The organism is Rothia santali (assembly GCF_024199905.1).
Taxonomy (GTDB): domain Bacteria; phylum Actinomycetota; class Actinomycetes; order Actinomycetales; family Micrococcaceae; genus Rothia; species Rothia santali.
The window spans coordinates 153,766-170,719 of the sequence record NZ_JANAFB010000002.1 but is presented as its reverse complement, the minus strand read 5'-3'; the positions used below and the strand labels follow the sequence as shown (position 1 = coordinate 170,719).

General features: G+C 71.7%; 10 protein-coding genes. All 10 read right to left on the bottom strand.

Going from position 1 to position 16,954, the window contains the following annotated elements; genetic code table 11:
- Positions 1-436, bottom strand: a 436-nt coding sequence (locus NBM05_RS01730; RefSeq protein ID WP_254164654.1) for an alpha/beta fold hydrolase, incomplete at its 3' end; no start/stop codon positions are given.
- 52 nt (positions 437-488) lie between these two features.
- Positions 489-830: a hypothetical protein gene (locus NBM05_RS01725; protein ID WP_254164652.1), complete on the bottom strand. Its 342-nt coding sequence runs from the start codon at positions 828-830 to the stop codon at positions 489-491.
- On the bottom strand, positions 794-1,702 hold the full coding sequence (locus tag NBM05_RS01720) for a lyase family protein (RefSeq protein ID WP_254164650.1): 909 nt from the start codon (positions 1,700-1,702) through the stop codon (positions 794-796). The genes NBM05_RS01725 and NBM05_RS01720 overlap by 37 nt, the downstream gene beginning before the upstream one ends.
- 5 nt (positions 1,703-1,707) lie before the next feature.
- Positions 1,708-2,346 carry a protocatechuate 3,4-dioxygenase subunit alpha gene (gene pcaG, locus NBM05_RS01715; protein ID WP_254164648.1) on the bottom strand — a complete coding sequence of 213 codons (639 nt, stop codon included), beginning with the start codon at positions 2,344-2,346 and terminating at the stop codon, positions 1,708-1,710.
- The gene (gene pcaH / locus NBM05_RS01710; RefSeq protein WP_254164646.1) at positions 2,343-3,197 is read right to left on the bottom strand and encodes a protocatechuate 3,4-dioxygenase subunit beta; all 855 of its coding nucleotides are present in this window, start codon (positions 3,195-3,197) and stop codon (positions 2,343-2,345) included. Before pcaH ends, pcaG begins: the two co-directional genes overlap by 4 nt.
- Positions 3,198-3,504: 307 nt before the next feature.
- Positions 3,505-7,401 (bottom strand): DNA-directed RNA polymerase subunit beta', encoded by a 3,897-nt coding sequence (locus NBM05_RS01705; RefSeq protein WP_254164644.1) that lies wholly within the window; start codon positions 7,399-7,401, stop codon positions 3,505-3,507.
- 53 nt (positions 7,402-7,454) lie between these two features.
- A complete protein-coding gene (gene rpoB / locus NBM05_RS01700) occupies positions 7,455-10,970 on the bottom strand; it encodes a DNA-directed RNA polymerase subunit beta (protein WP_254164642.1) in 3,516 nt (1,171 codons plus the stop codon).
- A gap of 297 nt (positions 10,971-11,267) precedes the next feature.
- Positions 11,268-12,707, bottom strand: coding sequence for an L-serine ammonia-lyase (locus NBM05_RS01695; RefSeq protein WP_254164640.1), 1,440 nt, complete (start codon positions 12,705-12,707; stop codon positions 11,268-11,270).
- A gap of 148 nt (positions 12,708-12,855) precedes the next feature.
- Entirely contained in the window at positions 12,856-14,049 is a 1,194-nt protein-coding gene (gene gcvT, locus NBM05_RS01690) for a glycine cleavage system aminomethyltransferase GcvT (RefSeq protein ID WP_254164638.1), read from the bottom strand.
- Positions 14,046-16,952, bottom strand: coding sequence for an aminomethyl-transferring glycine dehydrogenase (gene gcvP / locus NBM05_RS01685; RefSeq protein WP_254164636.1), 2,907 nt, complete (start codon positions 16,950-16,952; stop codon positions 14,046-14,048). Before gcvP ends, gcvT begins: the two co-directional genes overlap by 4 nt.
- Between the last annotated feature and the right edge of the window lie 2 nt (positions 16,953-16,954).

Genomic DNA, 16,954 nt, shown 5'->3' with positions numbered 1-16,954 from the left:
CGGCGCGCTCCCGCCACGCCGAGGGCTCGCCGATGCGCGCCCCCGAGCAGATCACGGCCAGGCCGGCGAGGGCCTCGCCGTCGGCCAGCGCGAGCTCGAGGCCCACGGCACCGCCCACCGAGACGCCCGCGTAGTAGTACTGCGCGCTCGGGGTTCCGCGCTCGGCCTGGATGCGCCGCGCCAGCCCGGCCACGGCCTCCGCCAGGTCCGCGACCGAGAAGTTGTCCTCGGCCGGGGCGGCCCGCCCGTGGCCGGGCAGCTCCCAGCCCACGACCTCGTAGTTCTCGCCGAGGTCCTCCGCGGCCGCGGACCACAGCGCCGTGACCGAGGTCCCGAGCGAGGGCCCCACGATCAGCAGCGGGCGGTGCTCCTGGTGCGCGTGGTCGCCGGCCCGGCGCCCGGAGAGGGAGACTGCCAGGAGTGTGGGTGCTGTCATCGTTCATTCACCTCTCGGGTGGTCGAAGGGGTCGGTGAGCGGGTCTCGTGGTCTACGGCGCGGACGACCCGCCAGTCCCGCGCCGCGCGCCGGGCCATCGGGGCGGCCTCGCCGGGCCCGGGTCCCCGCCGGACGGGCCGTGGTCCGCGAGGTTCCGCCGCATCGCCTCGGGGTGCACCTCGAGGCCACCGGCCAGCTCGCGGGTCAGGCTCGCCGCGATCACGCCGTGCCGGGCCACCGAGCGCAGCGGCTCCCATTCCAGGTGCCACGCGAGGTCCGGCCGCTCCTCGACGGCGAGGGCCCCCGCCTGGGCCAGCGTCCCCAGCGCGGCGCCGGCGCTCACGCCCGAGCGCCGGATCAGCACCGACAGCACGGGATTGCGCTTGTGCGGCATCGCGGAGGACCCGCCCGGCCTCGCGCCGCCGGCTCGGACAGCTCGGCGATCTCCGCCCGCGCGGACAGCACGACGTCGCCGGCGATCCGCGCGCACGCCTGCGCGGCCTCCGCCAGCGCCTCGGCCAGGCGCTGCACCGGACCGCGCCGGGTGTGCCAGACCCCGAGCCCCTCGCCCGCCAGTCCCAGCTCCTCCCCAGGCGGCCCCCAGCCGCTCGGCGAGCTCCCGGGGCCGACGCCGTCGGGCCGCCCCACTCGCCGAGGGCCGCGAGGGTCCCGGCGGCCCCGCCCAGCGAGTACGGCGCCGCCGCGCGCCCTCCGGAGCCGGGGCACGCCGCCGGTGAGCCCCGCGAGCCACGTCCCCGCGCGGGCCCCGAAGCTCGTGGGCAGCGCCGGCTGGGCCAGGGTGCGGGCCAGCAGCGGCGTGCCCGCGTGCTCCTCGGCGAGCACCGCCAGGGCGTCCCCCGCCTCGAGCAGGTCCCCCAGCACGCGATCCAGCGCCCGGGCACACAGGCCCATGAGCGCTGTGTCCATGACGTCCTGGCTGGTCAGGCCCCGATGGACGAGCGGCCTCCAGGCGGGGTCGCCCCCGGCGGCGGCGTCCCCGACGCGCTCGCGCATCTCCTGGACCAGCCCGATCACGGGGTTGCCCCCGCCCTCGGCAGCGGCGGCCAGGCGCGCGGCGTCGTAGTCGCGGCCGGTTCCCAACCGGTCCGCGGCGGCGGCCGCCGTGCCCGGGTCGATCGCGCCGGCCGCCCCCTGGGCGCGGATCCACGCGGCCTCGGTCTCGACCAGGCGGTCGAGGAGGGCGGCCGGGCCCACGACGTCGTGCGCGCGCTGCCCGCCGGGCGTGAGCAGGTCGGTGAACGGCACCGCGCCTACCTCCCGAACCCGTAACGCGACTGGCCGGGGTAGGTCAGGAAGACGGTCTCGTCCTCGCCCTGCAGGCGCACGTCGAAGCGCAGCGAGCCGTCCGGCTCGCGCTCGGCCACCAGGGTGCGGCGCCGGTCCTCCGGCAGCCCGCTCAGGACCGGGTCCGCCCGCAGCGCCTCCGCGTCCCCGGGCAGGTAGATCCGCGTGAAGAGGCGGTCCAGCAGCCCGCGGGCGAAGACCGTGAGCAGGAGGTACGGGGCGCCGCCCGGCGCGGCGGGACCGGGCTCCAGGGTCGTGAAGTCGTAGCGGCCGGCCCGGTCCACGGCCGCCCGGCCGAAGCCGGTGAAGGTGTAGCCGTCCCGCAGCAGCGAGCCGGGGGCCTGGGGCACCCGCCCGTGCTCGTCGGCTTGCCAGATCTCGAGGAGGCAGTCCGGGACGGGGTCCCCGGCGCCGTCGTACACGACGCCGTGCAGCCGCACCGCCCGCGGGTCGGCGCGGTCCACCAGGGCCTCACCGCCCTCGTAGGGCAGGGCGTAGCCGTAGAACGGGCCGATGGTCTGGCCCGGGGTGGGCGTCAGGTCGGCGGGCGGGTCGGCCACGGGGCGGCCGGTGCTGACGGGGGTCGGGGCCTGCGCGCGGCTCATCGCTCCTCCTCGGGCTCGGTCCAGGTGCGGTTGCTGCCGCCGAGCACGATGTCCCAGCGGTAGCCCAGCAGCCACTCGTGCTCGGAGACGTCGTGGTCGTACTCCGCGACCAGGCGCCCGCGGGCGCTCTCGTCGACGATCGAGCGGTAGATGGGGTCCAGCGAGAACAGCGGGTCCCCGGGGAAGTACATCTGGGTGATGATCCGCTGCGTGAAGTCGGTCCCGAACAGCGAGAAGTGGATGTGCGCGGGCCGCCACGCGTTGCGGTGGTTCTTCCACGGATACGGCCCCGGCTTGATCGTGGTGAACTCGTAGGAGCCGTCCTGCCCGGTCAGGCAGCGTCCGACGCCGGTGAAGTTCGGGTCGATCGGCGCGGGGTGCTGGTCCCGCTTGTGGATGTAGCGGCCGGCGGCGTTGGCCTGCCACACCTCGACGAGCTGTCCGCGCACCGGGCGGCCGGCGGAGTCCAGGATGCGGCCGCGCACCTTGATGCGCTCGCCGATGGGCTCTCCCCCGCCCTGGATGGTCAGGTCCGCCTCGAGCTCCCCGACGTCGCGGTGCCCGAAGGCCGGCGAGGACAGCTCGATCAGCTCGGGGTCCACGTGGTGCGGGTCCTTGGTAGGGTGCCGCAGGACCGAGCTGCGGTAGGGGGCGTAGTCGAGGCGGGGACCGTCCTCGCGCCTCGCGGAGGCCGCGTACTCGCGCTGGACGCGGTCCATCTCCTCGCTCAGCCGCGCCTGCGAGTCGGCGGCGGCGTCGGACGAGGCGACGGGGCCCGACGCCGTCCCGGCCGGCGCTGCGGCCGGGCCCGGGCCCCGACCCTCGCCGAGGGTCTCGGTGGCGGATGACATGTGACGGCTCCTTCCGTGGGCCCTGCTCGCCGGGTGCGCCTGCGGGGAAGGTGCGATGCGGCCCTGCGTCGCTCGGTTCTGACTGCGTGAGGGGACACGCCGGATGTGACGTGGCCCATGTCGACCTTACCCACGGACATGTTCGCCTGTTGAATTCTTGTTCGGGATGCGAACCGGGGTGACGCGGGCGGCGCCTGTCGGGGCCGCCGGCGTCGGGCTTTAAACGCCGACGGGCCGGCTCCCCTCACCAGGAGGGGAGCCGGCCCGTCGGGGTCCGGCGTGTCAGCGGCAGGGTGCCGCCGGGACGCTAGTTGTTGCTGCCGAAGTCGTAGTCATCCAGCGGGATGGCCTGGAACTCGGCGGCCACGGAGGCGTCGTTCTCGGCCGCGTAGCTGAAGTCGCCGAACCCGGTGGTGTTGGCGTACAGCTTCTCGCGGGCCTCGTCCGTCGGCTCGACCTCGAGGTTGTTGTACCGATCGAGGCCGGTGCCGGCCGGGATGAGCTTGCCGATGATGACGTTCTCCTTGAGGCCCACCAGCGGGTCCGACTTGCCCTCCATCGCGGCCTGGGTCAGGACGCGGGTGGTCTCCTGGAAGGAGGCCGCGGAGAGCCACGAGTCGGTCGCGAGCGAGGCCTTGGTGATGCCCATGAGCTCCGGGCGTCCGGCGGCCGGGCGCTGCTGGGTGGTCAGCGCCTTCTTGTTGGCCTGCTGGAACTGCACGGTCTCCACGAGCTCGCCCGGGAGCAGCTCGGTGTCGCCCGACTCGATGACGGTGATCCGGCGCGTCATCTGACGCACGATGACCTCCACGTGCTTGTCGTGGATGCCCACGCCCTGCGAGCGGTAGACGGTCTGGACCTCGTCCACGAGGTGCTTCTGCGCCTCGCGGGGGCCGCGGATGCGCAGCACCTCCTTCGGGTCCACCGCGCCCGAGACCAGCTGCTGGCCGACCTCGACGGTGTCGCCGTCCTCCACCAGCAGACGCGAACGCCGCAGCACCTGGTAGGCGATGGGCTCGTCGTCCTTGTTGTCGGGGGTCACGACGACCTTGAGGGCCTTGTCGGTGTCCTCGATGCTGACCCGGCCGGCGATCTCCGAGATCGGCGCGACGCCCTTGGGCGTGCGGGCCTCGAAGAGCTCCTGGATACGGGGCAGACCCTGGGTGATGTCGTCCGCGGACGCCACACCGCCGGTGTGGAAGGTCCGCATGGTCAGCTGCGTGCCGGGCTCGCCGATGGACTGCGCGGCGATGATGCCCACGGCCTCGCCGATGTCCACCAGGTTGCCGGAGGCCATCGAGCGGCCGTAGCACTTGGCGCAGACGCCGACGGCGGACTCGCAGGTCAGGACCGAGCGGACCCGGACCTGGTGCACGCCGCCCTCGTACATGCGGCGGATCACGGCGTCGGAGACGTCCGTGCCGGCCTCGGCCAGCACGTTGCCCTCGGCGTCCTTGACGTCCACCGCGAGCACGCGACCGTGGATCGAGTTGTCCACGTCCTCGTGCATCGAGACCGTGCCGGTGTCGGCGTCGATCTGGACCAGGTCCAGGTTCAGGCCGCGGCGGGTCGCGCAGTCGAGCTCGCGCACGATCACGTCCTGCGAGACGTCCACCAGACGACGGGTCAGGTAGCCCGAGTTGGCGGTACGCAGCGCGGTGTCGGCCAGGCCCTTACGGGCACCGTGGGTCGCGATGAAGTACTCCAGCACCGACAGGCCCTCGCGGTAGGAGGACTTGATCGGGCGGGGCATGATCTCACCGCGGGTGTTGGCCACCAGGCCGCGGATGCCCGCGATCTGACGGACCTGCATCCAGTTGCCGCGGGCCCCCGAGGAGACCATGCGGTTGATGGTGTTCAGGTCGGTGAGGTTCTCGCGCATCGCCTCGGCCACCTCGTCGGTCGCCTTGGTCCAGATGTCGATCAGCTCGGAGCGGCGCTCCTCGTCGTCGATCAGGCCCAGCTCGTACTGGCCCTGGATCTCGGACGCCTGGTGCTCGTAGCCCTCCATGATGGCCGGCTTCTGCGGCGGGGTCGCGATGTCGGTGACCGCGACGGTCACGCCCGAGCGCGAGGCCCAGTAGAAGCCGGTGTCCTTGAGGTTGTCCAGGGTGCGGGCGACCTCGACCATGGGGTAGTTCTCCGCCAGGTCGTTGACCAGCGAGCCGAGGCCCTTCTTGTCCGCCACGCCGCCGTACCACGGGTAGTCCGCGGGCAGGGTCTGGTTGAACAGGACCTGGCCCAGGGTGCAGTCGACGAGCACCGGCTGGCCGGGCTCCCAGCCCTCCGGCGCCTCCCAGCCCGCGGGGGGCGTGAAGTCGTCGAGCTCGATCCGGACCTTGGCGTTCAGGTGGATTTCGCGGCGGTCGAGGGCCATGAGGGCCTCGGCCAGCGAGGAGAACGCCCGCCCCTCGCCGTCGGCGCCCTCGCGCACGGTGGTGAGGTGGTACAGGCCGATGATCATGTCCTGGGACGGGACCGCCACGGGGCGGCCGTCCGAGGGCTTGAGGATGTTGTTCGAGGACAGCATCAGCACGCGCGCCTCGGCCTGGGCCTCGGGGCTCAGGGGCAGGTGGACCGCCATCTGGTCGCCGTCGAAGTCGGCGTTGAACGCCGAGCAGACGAGCGGGTGCAGCTGGATGGCCTTGCCCTCGACGAGCTGCGGCTCGAAGGCCTGGATGCCCAGGCGGTGCAGGGTGGGCGCGCGGTTGAGCAGCACGGGGTGCTCCGTGATGATCTCCTCCAGCACGTCCCAGACCTGCGGGCGGAACCGCTCGACCATGCGCTTGGCCGACTTGATGTTCTGCGCATGGTTGAGGTCCACGAGGCGCTTCATCACGAACGGCTTGAACAGCTCCAGCGCCATCTGCTTGGGCAGGCCGCACTGGTGCATCTTCAGCTGGGGGCCGACGACGATCACGGAACGACCCGAGTAGTCGACGCGCTTGCCCAGCAGGTTCTGACGGAAGCGGCCCTGCTTGCCCTTGAGCATGTCGGACAGCGACTTCAGCGGGCGGTTGCCCGGACCGGTGACCGGGCGGCCGCGGCGGCCGTTGTCGAACAGCGAGTCCACGGCCTCCTGCAGCATCCGCTTCTCGTTGTTCACGATGATCTCGGGCGCGCCGAGGTCCAGCAGCCGCTTGAGGCGGTTGTTGCGGTTGATCACGCGGCGGTACAGGTCGTTGAGGTCCGACGTCGCGAAGCGGCCGCCGTCGAGCTGGACCATCGGGCGCAGCTCCGGCGGGATCACCGGGACGGCGTCGAGGACCATGCCCAGCGGCGAGTTGTCCGTGGTCAGGAACGCGTTGATGACCTTCAGGCGCTTCAGGGCGCGGGTCTTGCGCTGGCCCTTGCCGGTCTGGAGGACCTCCTTCAGCGACTCGGCCTCGGCGGCCATGTCGAAGTTCTCGAGGCGCCTCTTGATGGACTCCGCGCCCATCGAGCCCTCGAAGTACATGCCGAAGCGGTCGACCATGGAGCGGTACAGCGCCTCGTCGCCCTCGAGGTCGGAGACCTTGAGGTTCTTGAAGCGGTCGAAGACCTGGTCCAGGTGGGCGACCTCGGCGTCCACGCGCTTGCGCACCTGGGCCATCTGGCGCTCGGCCGAGTCGCGCAGCTTGCGCTTCTCCGCGGCCTTGCCGCCCTCGGACTCGATGCGCGCCAGCTCCTGCTCGGTCTCCCGGGCGATCGCGGCGATGTCGGCGTCGCGCTCCGACTCCAGGGAGCGCTTGTCCTTGTCGTGAGCGGCCTGCAGGTTCGGCAGGTCGTCGTGGCGCGCCTCCTCGTCGACCCACGTGATCATGTAGGCGGCGAAGTAGATGATCTTCTCGAGATCCTTGGGCGCGAGGTCCAGCAGGTAGCCCAGGCGCGAGGGGACGCCCTTGAAGTACCAGATGTGGGTCACGGGCGCGGCCAGCTCGATGTGGCCCATGCGCTCGCGGCGCACCTTGGCGCGGGTCACCTCGACGCCGCAGCGCTCGCAGATGATGCCCTTGAAGCGGACGCGCTTGTACTTGCCGCAGTAGCACTCCCAATCGCGAGTGGGTCCGAAGATCCGCTCGTCGAAGAGGCCTTCCTTCTCCGGCTTCAGGGTGCGGTAGTTGATGGTCTCAGGCTTCTTGACCTCGCCGTAGGACCAGTTACGGATGTCTTCAGCGGTGGCCAGGCCGATCCGCATCAATCCAAGTGAAGATTCGTTGGACATGGGGTCCTTTTCTCTTGAAAAAACGTATGAAGGATCTGGGGTGGACGAGGGGTTCAGACTTCCTCCACCGAGCTGGGCTCGGCGTGGGAGAGGTCGATCCCCAGCTCGTCGGCAGCCCGGAATCCTTCTTCATCCGAGTCGCGCATCTCGATCGCGTGCCCGTCGCTCGAGAGGACCTCGACGTTCAGGCAGAGCGACTGCATCTCCTTGATGAGCACCTTGAAGGACTCGGGGACACCCGGCTCGGGGATGTTGTCGCCCTTCACGATGGCCTCGTAGACCTTGACGCGTCCGTGGACGTCGTCGGACTTGATGGTCAGGATCTCCTGCAGGGTGTAGGCGGCGCCGTACGCCTCCAGGGCCCAGACCTCCATCTCGCCGAAGCGCTGACCGCCGAACTGCGCCTTACCGCCCAGCGGCTGCTGGGTGATCATCGAGTACGGGCCGGTCGAACGCGCGTGGATCTTGTCGTCGACCAGGTGGTGCAGCTTCAGGATGTACTGGTAGCCCACCGAGATCGGCTCGGGGAACGGCTCGCCGGAGCGGCCGTCGAACAGCTGGGCCTTGCCCGTGCTGTTGATCAGGCGCTCGTCGTCGCGGTTCAGGTTGGTGTGGTCCAGGAGGTCGAAGATCTCCTGCTCCTCGGCGCCGTCGAACACCGGGGTGGCGACCTTGGTGGGGCCGGACTCCTTCGGGAAGTTCGGGAGCTTGTCGAGCCACTCGGGCTCACCCTCGATCTTCCAGCCCTGCTTGGCCAGCCAGCCGGTGTGGACCTCGAGCACCTGCCCGATGTTCATGCGGCCGGGCACGCCCAGCGGGTTGAGGATGACGTCCACCGGGGTGCCGTCGGCCATGAAGGGCATGTCCTCGACCGGGAGGATCTTGGAGATGACGCCCTTGTTGCCGTGGCGGCCGGCGAGCTTGTCGCCGTCGGTGATCTTGCGCTTCTGGGCCACGTAGACGCGGACCAGCTGGTTCACGCCGGGGGGCATGTCCTCGTCGTCCTGCTCGCGGTCGAAGACGCGGACGCCGATGACGGTGCCGGACTCGCCGTGGGGAACCTTCAGGGAGGTGTCACGCACCTCGCGGGACTTCTCGCCGAAGATCGCGCGCAGCAAGCGCTCCTCCGGGGTCAGCTCGGTCTCGCCCTTGGGGGTGACCTTGCCGACCAGGATGTCCCCGGCCTCGACCTCGGCGCCGATGTGGATGATGCCGCGCTCGTCGAGGGCCGAGAGGACCTCCTCGGAGACGTTCGGGATGTCCCGGGTGATCTCCTCGGCGCCCAGCTTGGTGTCGCGGGCGTCGATCTCGTGCTCCTCGATGTGGATCGAGGTCAGCACGTCCTCGGAGACCATCCGCTGCGAGAGGATGATCGCGTCCTCGTAGTTGAGGCCCTCCCAGGACATGTACGCCACGAGGAGGTTCTTGCCCAGGGCCAGCTCGCCCTCGTCCGTGGACGGGCCGTCGGCCAGCAGGGAGCGGTCCTCGACGCGCTGCCCCTCGGAGACCACGACGCGGTGGTTGTAGCAGTTGCCCGGGTTGGAGCGCTGGAACTTGGCGATCGGGTACGAGGTGGTGGTGCCGTCGTCGTTGGCCACCACGACCAGGTCGGCCGAGACCTCGGTGACCACGCCGGCCTTGCGGGCCAGGACGGAGTCGCCGGAGTCCAGGGCGGCGTAGCCCTCCATGCCGGTGCCCACCACGGGGGACTCGGACTGGAGCAGCGGGACCGCCTGGCGCTGCATGTTGGCGCCCATGAGCGCGCGGTTGGCGTCGTCGTGCTCGAGGTACGGGATCAGCGAGGTCGCGACCGACACCATCTGGCGCGGGGAGACGTCCATGTACTGCACGTCGTCGGCGGCCTTGACCTCGGCCTCGCCGGAGCCGTCGGAGGCACGGCAGAGCACGCCGTCCTCCGCGAAGCGCTGGTCCTCGGTCAGCGGCGCGTTGGCCTGCGCGATGACCGAGCCCTTCTCGTCGTCGGCGGTCAGGTACACGACCTTGTCGGTGACCTTGCCGCCCTCGACGACCCGGTAGGGGGTCTCGATGAAGCCGAAGGGGTTGATGCGGCCGAAGGTCGCCAGCGAGCCGATGAGGCCGATGTTGGGGCCTTCGGGGGACTCGATGGGGCACATGCGGCCGTAGTGGGACGGGTGCACGTCGCGGACCTCCATGCCCGCGCGGTCGCGGGAGAGGCCGCCGGGGCCCAGCGCGGACAGGCGGCGCTTGTGCGTCAGCCCGGCCAGCGGGTTGTTCTGGTCCATGAACTGCGAGAGCTGCGAGGTCCCGAAGAACTCCTTGATCGACGCCACGACGGGGCGGATGTTGATCAGGGTCTGCGGGGTGATCGCCTCGACGTCCTGGGTGGTCATGCGCTCGCGCACGACGCGCTCCATGCGGGACAGGCCGGTGCGGATCTGGTTCTCGATCAGCTCACCCACCGCGCGGATGCGGCGGTTGCCGAAGTGGTCGATGTCGTCGGTGTCGACGCGGATGTCGGTCTCGACGCCGTCGCGCACGCCCTTGATGGACTCGCCGCCGGCGTGCAGGGTCACCAGGTAGCGGATCATCGCGACGATGTCCTCCTGCGTCAGCACGGAGGAGTCGTTGTCGCCGAGCGGCTTGTCGATGCCCAGCTTGCGGTTGATCTTGTACCGGCCGACCTTGGCCAGGTCGTAGCGCTTCGGGGTGAAGTACATGTTGTCGAGCAGCGCCTGCGCGGCGTCGACCGTCGGGGGCTCGCCCGGACGCAGCTTCTTGTAGATGTCGATCAGGGCGTCGTCGCGGGTCTCGACGGCGTCCTTCTCGAGGGTCGCGCGGACCGAGTCGAACTCGCCGAACTCCTCGAGGATCTTCGCCTCGGTCCAGCCCATGGCCTTGAGCAGCACGGTGACGGACTGCTTGCGCTTGCGGTCGAGGCGGACGCCGACCTGGTCGCGCTTGTCGATCTCGAGCTCGAACCACGCGCCGCGGGAGGGGATGATGCGCGCGGAGTAGATGTCCTTGTCCGAGGTGCGGTCGGCGGACTTCTCGAAGTATGCGCCCGGGGAGCGGACCAGCTGGGAGACGACGACGCGCTCGGAGCCGTTGATCACGAACGTGCCGGACTCGGTCATGAGCGGGAAGTCGCCCATGAACACGGTCTGCTGCTTGATCTCGCCGGTCTCGTTGTTCATGAACTCGGCCTTGACATACAGCGGGGCGGAGTAGGTCGCGTCGCGATCCTTGCACTCCTCCATCGTGTACTTCGGGTCCGCGAACTCGGGCTCGGAGAAGGACAGGGACATGGTGCCCTGGAAGTCCTCGATGGGCGAGATCTCCTCGAAGATCTCGGCGAGGCCGGCGACGGTGGACACGGAGGTGTCACCGGTCTCGGCGGCCTCGACCACCCGCTGGGCCCAGCGCTCGTTGCCGATCAGCCGATCGAAGCTGTCGGTCTGCAGCGCGAGCAGGTTGGGCACGCTCAGGGGCTCGTGAATCTTTGCGAATGAGATGCGGGACGCGGAACCCTCGGGGAGGTTTCCGGCCGCGCTAGCGGCGTCGTAATTAGAGGTGCTCGAGGCGACCAAGATATGGATCCTTCCACGTAACGTGTGTGTACACGGGCTAGCCCGGATCCGGTTGTCGACTCACGCCACGGCCGACCTCTCTTCAGCACGCACGGGGGCCGCGAGGGCGGGAGGGTGCGTGGGAGTCGGTGGTCTGCTGGCCTGGAAACGTGAGCTGGATCCATCAGTTGTACCCACCGCTATATGAAGGCACAAAGAGTTAGGGAAAGCGCAAATATTCACGGTACACCACCGGACGCGCGTTGTCCACAGGGCGCAGAGCAGGACGGGGCGTCCGTCGGAGCGCGGCCCGCGGCCTCAGCACTCGACGACGTTGACGGCCAGCCCGCCGCGTGAGGTCTCCTTGTAGCGGGAGGACATGTCCGCCCCGGTCTGCCTCATGGTCTCGATCACCTGGTCCAACGATACCCTATGCTCGCCGTCGCCGCGCAGCGCGATCTTCGCGGCGTTCACGGCCTTGGCGGCGGCCATCGCGTTGCGCTCGATGCACGGGATCTGCACGAGCCCGCCCACCGGGTCGCACGTGAGCCCCAGGTTGTGCTCCATCGCGATCTCCGCCGCGTTCTCGACCTGCTGGTTGCTCCCGCCCATGACCTGCGCGAGCCCGGCGGCCGCCATCGACGACGCGCTGCCCACCTCGCCCTGGCAGCCGACCTCCGCCCCGGAGATCGAGGCCCGCTTCTTGTAGAGCGCGCCCACCGCCGCCGAGGCGAGGAAGAAGTCGACGACGGCGCGCGCCTTGGCCACCCGCCCCGCCGTCCGCATGCCCGGGAGGTAGTTCATCGCGTAGTGCAGCACCGCCGGCAGGATCCCCGCCGCGCCGTTGGTCGGCGCGGTGACGACCCGGCCGCCGAACGCGTTCTCCTCGTTGACCGCGAGCGCGATGAGGTTGACCCAGTCGATCGCGTACTCGGCCGACTTCCCGGCGTCCTCCCGGAGCAGGTCGCGGTGCCACTGCCCGGCGCGGCAGCGGACCTTGAGCTCGCCGGGCAGGTAGCCGATCCGGTCCAGCGAGGAGCCGATGCACTCCCGCATGACCCGGTAGATGGTCAGGATCCCCTCCTCGACCTCCTGCTCGGAGCGGGCCGTGAGCTCGTTCTCGAGCTTGAGCCGGGCGATCGAGATGCCCGCCTCGGTGGCCCGGGAGACCAGCTGCTCGGCGGAGTCGTAGGGGTGCGGGACGTCGAGGAGGCTGTCGCCCGACGCCGCCTCCTCGCCCTCCTCGATGACGAACCCGCCGCCCACGGAATAGTAGGTCCGCTCGTCGAGGACCGCTCCCCCGGCGTCGAGGGCCCTGAACCTCACGGCGTTGGTGTGCCGCTCGAGCACGGTCAGGGGGCGCAGGGTCATGGAGGTCTCGCAGAGCTCGACCTCGGGGCCGGTGACCCCGGCCCCGGCCTCGGCGGTCCCGCCGGTGCGCGCCCGGCCGGCCAGGACGAGCCGCCCGGTGGCCTGGTTCCGCGCCATCTGACGCTCGGCCGCGGCCACGTCGATGGTCTCCGGCTCCCACCCGGCGAGGCCCTTGACGACGGCCGCCATGGTGCCGTGCCCGGCGCCCGTGGCGGCCAGCGAGCCGTAGAGGTCGACGCCGAGGTCGGCGACCCGCGCCAGCGACCCGGCCTCGATCAGCTCGGCGACGAAGCGGTTGGCGGCCCGCATGGGACCGACGGTGTGGGAGCTCGAGGGCCCCACGCCGATGCTGAACAGGTCGAAGACGCTGATGTCGGTGGCGTTCATGTCTCGGCCCTCCCGGGGAACGGTGGTGGCGTGGTGCGGTGTGCTGGAGGCGGGGCGTCGCGGTGGGGGTGGTGTGGGTGAGGGTGACGCGGCGGATCGAGAGCGGGGCCCCGGCCGATCTCGGGTGCGGTCCGGGGCCCCGGCGTCGTCAGCGCCCCGGCCGGTAGAACGGCAGGGGAACGACCTCGAACTCGGCGGCGCGACCGCGAATCTCGACGGGCAGCACGAGCCCCGGCTCGGCGAAGCGCCTCTCGACCAGCGCCATCGCGACGGGGTGCCCCAGCGTCGGCGAGGGGATCCCCGAGGTCACGACGCCGACCGCGCGCCGGCCACCCCGTTCCCCCGAGGGATCCGTGTCCGCCGGCTCCAGCAGCACCGCGCCGGCGCGAGCGGGCCGCTTGCCCAGCCCGCGCAGCCCGACCAGGGTCCGCGCGCCGGGATCCCCTGCGGCCTCCAGGGCGGCGGCCAGTGCCTCCCGCCCCACGAACGCCCCCTTGGCCTTCAGCGCGGCGCCCACCATGCGCTCGAGCCCCGCCTCGCACGGCGAGACGTCCGGGCCGAGCTCGTGCCCGTACAGCGGCATGCCCGCCTCGAGCCGCAGGGAGTCCCGGGCCGCGAGCCCCGCGGGCACGACGCCGTCGGCCTCGCCGGCCTCCGCGAGCGCCCGCCACAGCCCCTCGGCCTCCCCGGCGGGCAGGTACAGCTCGAAGCCGTCCTCGCCGGTGTAACCGGTGCGGGCCAGCAGGACCTCGTGGCCGGCGACCCGGGCGGGGGCCGCCGCGTAGTACCGCAGCCCGGACAGCTCGGAGCCGCCGTCCGCCAGGTGCAGCTCCTCGAGCACGCGGCCCAGGACCGCGGCCGCGACCGGGCCCTGCAGGGCGATCAGCGCCGTCGTCCCCGACTCGTCGCGGACCGAGGCCTCGAAGCCCCCGCCGCGCACGGTCAGCTCCCGGAGCACCGCCCCGGCGTTGGCGGCGTTGGGGACCACGAGGAACTCCCGCTCCCCGAGCCGGTAGGTGATGAGGTCGTCGACGATCCCGCCGCGGGCGTCGGCCATGACCGAGTACTTGGCCCGACCCACGGCCAGGCCGCCGAAGGAGGAGACCAGGGCGTGGTCCAGCAGGGCGCTCGCCTCGGGGCCCGTCACCCGGATCTCACCCATGTGGGACAGGTCGAACAGGCCCGCGGCGGAGCGCACCGCGCGGTGCTCGGCGACGTCGTTCCCGTACTTCAGCGGCATGTCCCAGCCGCCGAAGTCGGTGAAGACCGCGGCCAGCTCCTCGTGGACGCCGTGCAGGGACGTGCGGCGCGCCGCCGCGGTCTCGGTGGTCTCCGCGCTCATGCCCGGTCCTCGCTTCCGGCGGTCGCGCCCGCCTCGTTCTCGATGTCGAAGGCGGACAGGGGCGGGCACTCGCAGACGAGGTTCCGGTCCCCCGCCGTGCCGTCGATCCGTCCCACCGCGGGCCAGTACTTGGCGCGGCGCAGACCGGGCACGGGGTAGGCGGCCTGGGAGCGCGGGTAGGCCCGGTCCCACTCGTCGGCCGCGAGCACCTCCGCGGTGTGGGGGGCCCGCCGCAGGACGGACTCCTCGGCGGCGACCCTCCCCTCGGAGACCTCGGTCATCTCCGCGTGGATCGCGGCCATCGCCTCGACGAACCGGTCCAGCTCGGCCAGGTCCTCGGACTCGGTCGGCTCGACCATGAGGGTGCCCGGGACGGGGAAGGCCAGGGTCGGGGCGTGGAAGCCGAAGTCCATGAGCCGCTTGCATACGTCCTCGGCGGTGATGCCGGAGGCCTTGGTCAGCGGGCGCAGGTCCAGGATGCACTCGTGGGCCACGAGGCCCGAGGGCCCGGTGTAGAGGATCGGGAAGTACGGATCCAGGCGCGTGGCCAGGTAGTTCGCGTTGAGGATCGCGGTGCGCGAGGCCTGCGCGAGCCCCTCCGGGCCCATCATGGCGAGGTACATCCAGGTGATCGGGAGGACCCCGGCGGAGCCGAACATGGCCTGCGAGACCGCCCCCGTGCCCTCCGCCACCGGGTCGGCGGGGAGGTACGGGCGCAGGTGCTCCCCGACCGCCACGGGCCCGACGCCGGGGCCGCCGCCGCCGTGCGGGATGCAGAAGGTCTTGTGCAGGTTCAGGTGCGAGACGTCGCCGCCGAACTCGCCCGGCCGGGCGAGCCCCACGAGCGCGTTGAGGTTGGCCCCGTCCAGGTAGACCTGGCCGCCCGCCTCGTGGACCATGCGGCAGACCTCGGCGACGTCGCCCTCGAAGACGCCGTGCGTGGAGGGGTAGGTGATCATGATGCCGGCGACCTCCTCGCCGTACTTCTCGATCTTGGCGGCCAGGTCCTCCAGCAGGATCGACCCGTCCTCGGCGGTCGCGACCGCCACGACCTTCAGCGCCGCCAGGACCGCCGACGCCGCGTTGGTCCCGTGCGCGGAGGCCGGGATCAGCACGATCCGGCGCTGCTCGTCGCCGCGGTCCCGGTGGTAGTCCCGGATGGCCAGCAGGCCGGCGTACTCGCCCTGGGAGCCCGCGTTGGGCTGGAGCGAGACGGCGGCGTAGCCGGTGATCGCGGAGAGCCAGCCCTCGAGGTCCCCGATCAGCTCGGCCCAGCCCTCCGCCTGGTCCGCCGGGACCAGCGGGTGGATGCCGGCGAACTCGGGCCAGGAGATCGGCTCGAGCTCGGCCGCCGCGTTGAGCTTCATGGTGCATGAGCCCAGCGGGATCATGGTGCGGTCCAGGGCGAGGTCCTTATCCGAGAGCTCGCGGAGGTAGCGCATCATCGAGGTCTCGGAGCGGTGGGAGTGGAAGATCGGGTGGCTCAGGTACTCGTCCTCGCGCCGCAGCTCGGCGGGGATCGCGAAGCGCTCCGGGGCGGCGTCGGCGGCCTGGGCGGCGGTGTCGCCGGTGTGGGCGTCATCGTCGGCCGCCGGGGCCGCCTCGAAGGCCCGCAGCACCGCGGCCACGTGCTCGTCCGTGTGGGGCTCGCCGATCGAGACGCCGACCGTGTCCGCGTCCACCCGGCGCAGGTTGATGCCCTCCTCCAGCGCCCGGGCGAGCACCCGGTCCGCGCCGCCCGGCACCCGGACGGTCACGGTGTCGAAGAAGCGCTCGTGGAGCAGCTCGAGGCCGGCGTCGGCGAGGCCGGCCGCGAGGCGGGCGGCCCGGGCGTGGACGTCCTCGGCGATGCGCCGCAGCCCCTCCGGCCCGTGGTAGACCGCGTAGGCCCCGGCCACCACGGCCAGCAGGGCCTGGGCGGTGCAGATGTTCGACGTCGCCTTCTCGCGGCGGATGTGCTGCTCGCGGGTCTGCAGCGCCAGGCGGTAGGCGGGCCGGCCCGAGCTGTCGGTCGAGACGCCCACGAGGCGTCCGGGCAGCGAGCGCTCCATGCCCTGACGCACGGCGATGAACGCGGCGTGCGGGCCGCCGTAGAACAGCGGCACGCCGAAGCGCTGGGAGCTGCCGACCGCGACGTCGGCCCCCAGCGATCCCGGCGAGGGGATCAGGGTGAGCGCCAGGGGGTCGGTGGCCACGGTGACCAGCGCGCCCGCCTCCCGCGCGGCCTCGGCCACGGGGGCGACGTCGATCAGCTCGCCGTCCGCCCCGATCTGGGCCAGCAGGACGCCGAACAGCGGCTGCTCGGGCAGGCCCCCGGAGAAGTCGGTGACGACCGCCTCGAGGTCCAGCGCCGCGAGCCGGCCGCGGACGACGTTGAGCGTCTGCGGGAGCAGCCGGGAGTCGACCGCGACCGCGCCGCCCTTGACCTTGCGGTTGGAGCGGTGCATGAGCAGCACCGCCTCGGCGGCGCAGGTCGCCTCGTCGAGCATCGAGGCGTTGGCGATGTCCAGGCCGGTCAGGTCCATGATCGCGTTCTGGAAGTTCAGGAGGGCCTCGAGGCGGCCCTGGGAGATCTCCGGCTGGTAGGGCGTGTAGGAGGTGTACCAGCCCGGGGACTCGAGGATGTTGCGGCGCAGCACCGCCGGGGTGGCCGTCTCGTGGTAGCCCTGGCCGATCATCTGGACGGCGGGCCGGTTGCGGGCGGCGATCCGCCGGATCCGCTCGAGGGCCTCGCCCTCGGACAGGGCGCGGGGCAGGCCCCGGAACTCGGCCTGCTCGTGCGGCGTGATGGAGGCGGGCACCGCGGCGTCGACGAGCTCGGTCAGGCTCGGGTGGCCGATGGCCTCGAGCATGGCGGCGACGTCGTCGGGACGGGGACCGATGTGACGGTCGAGGAAGGGCATCT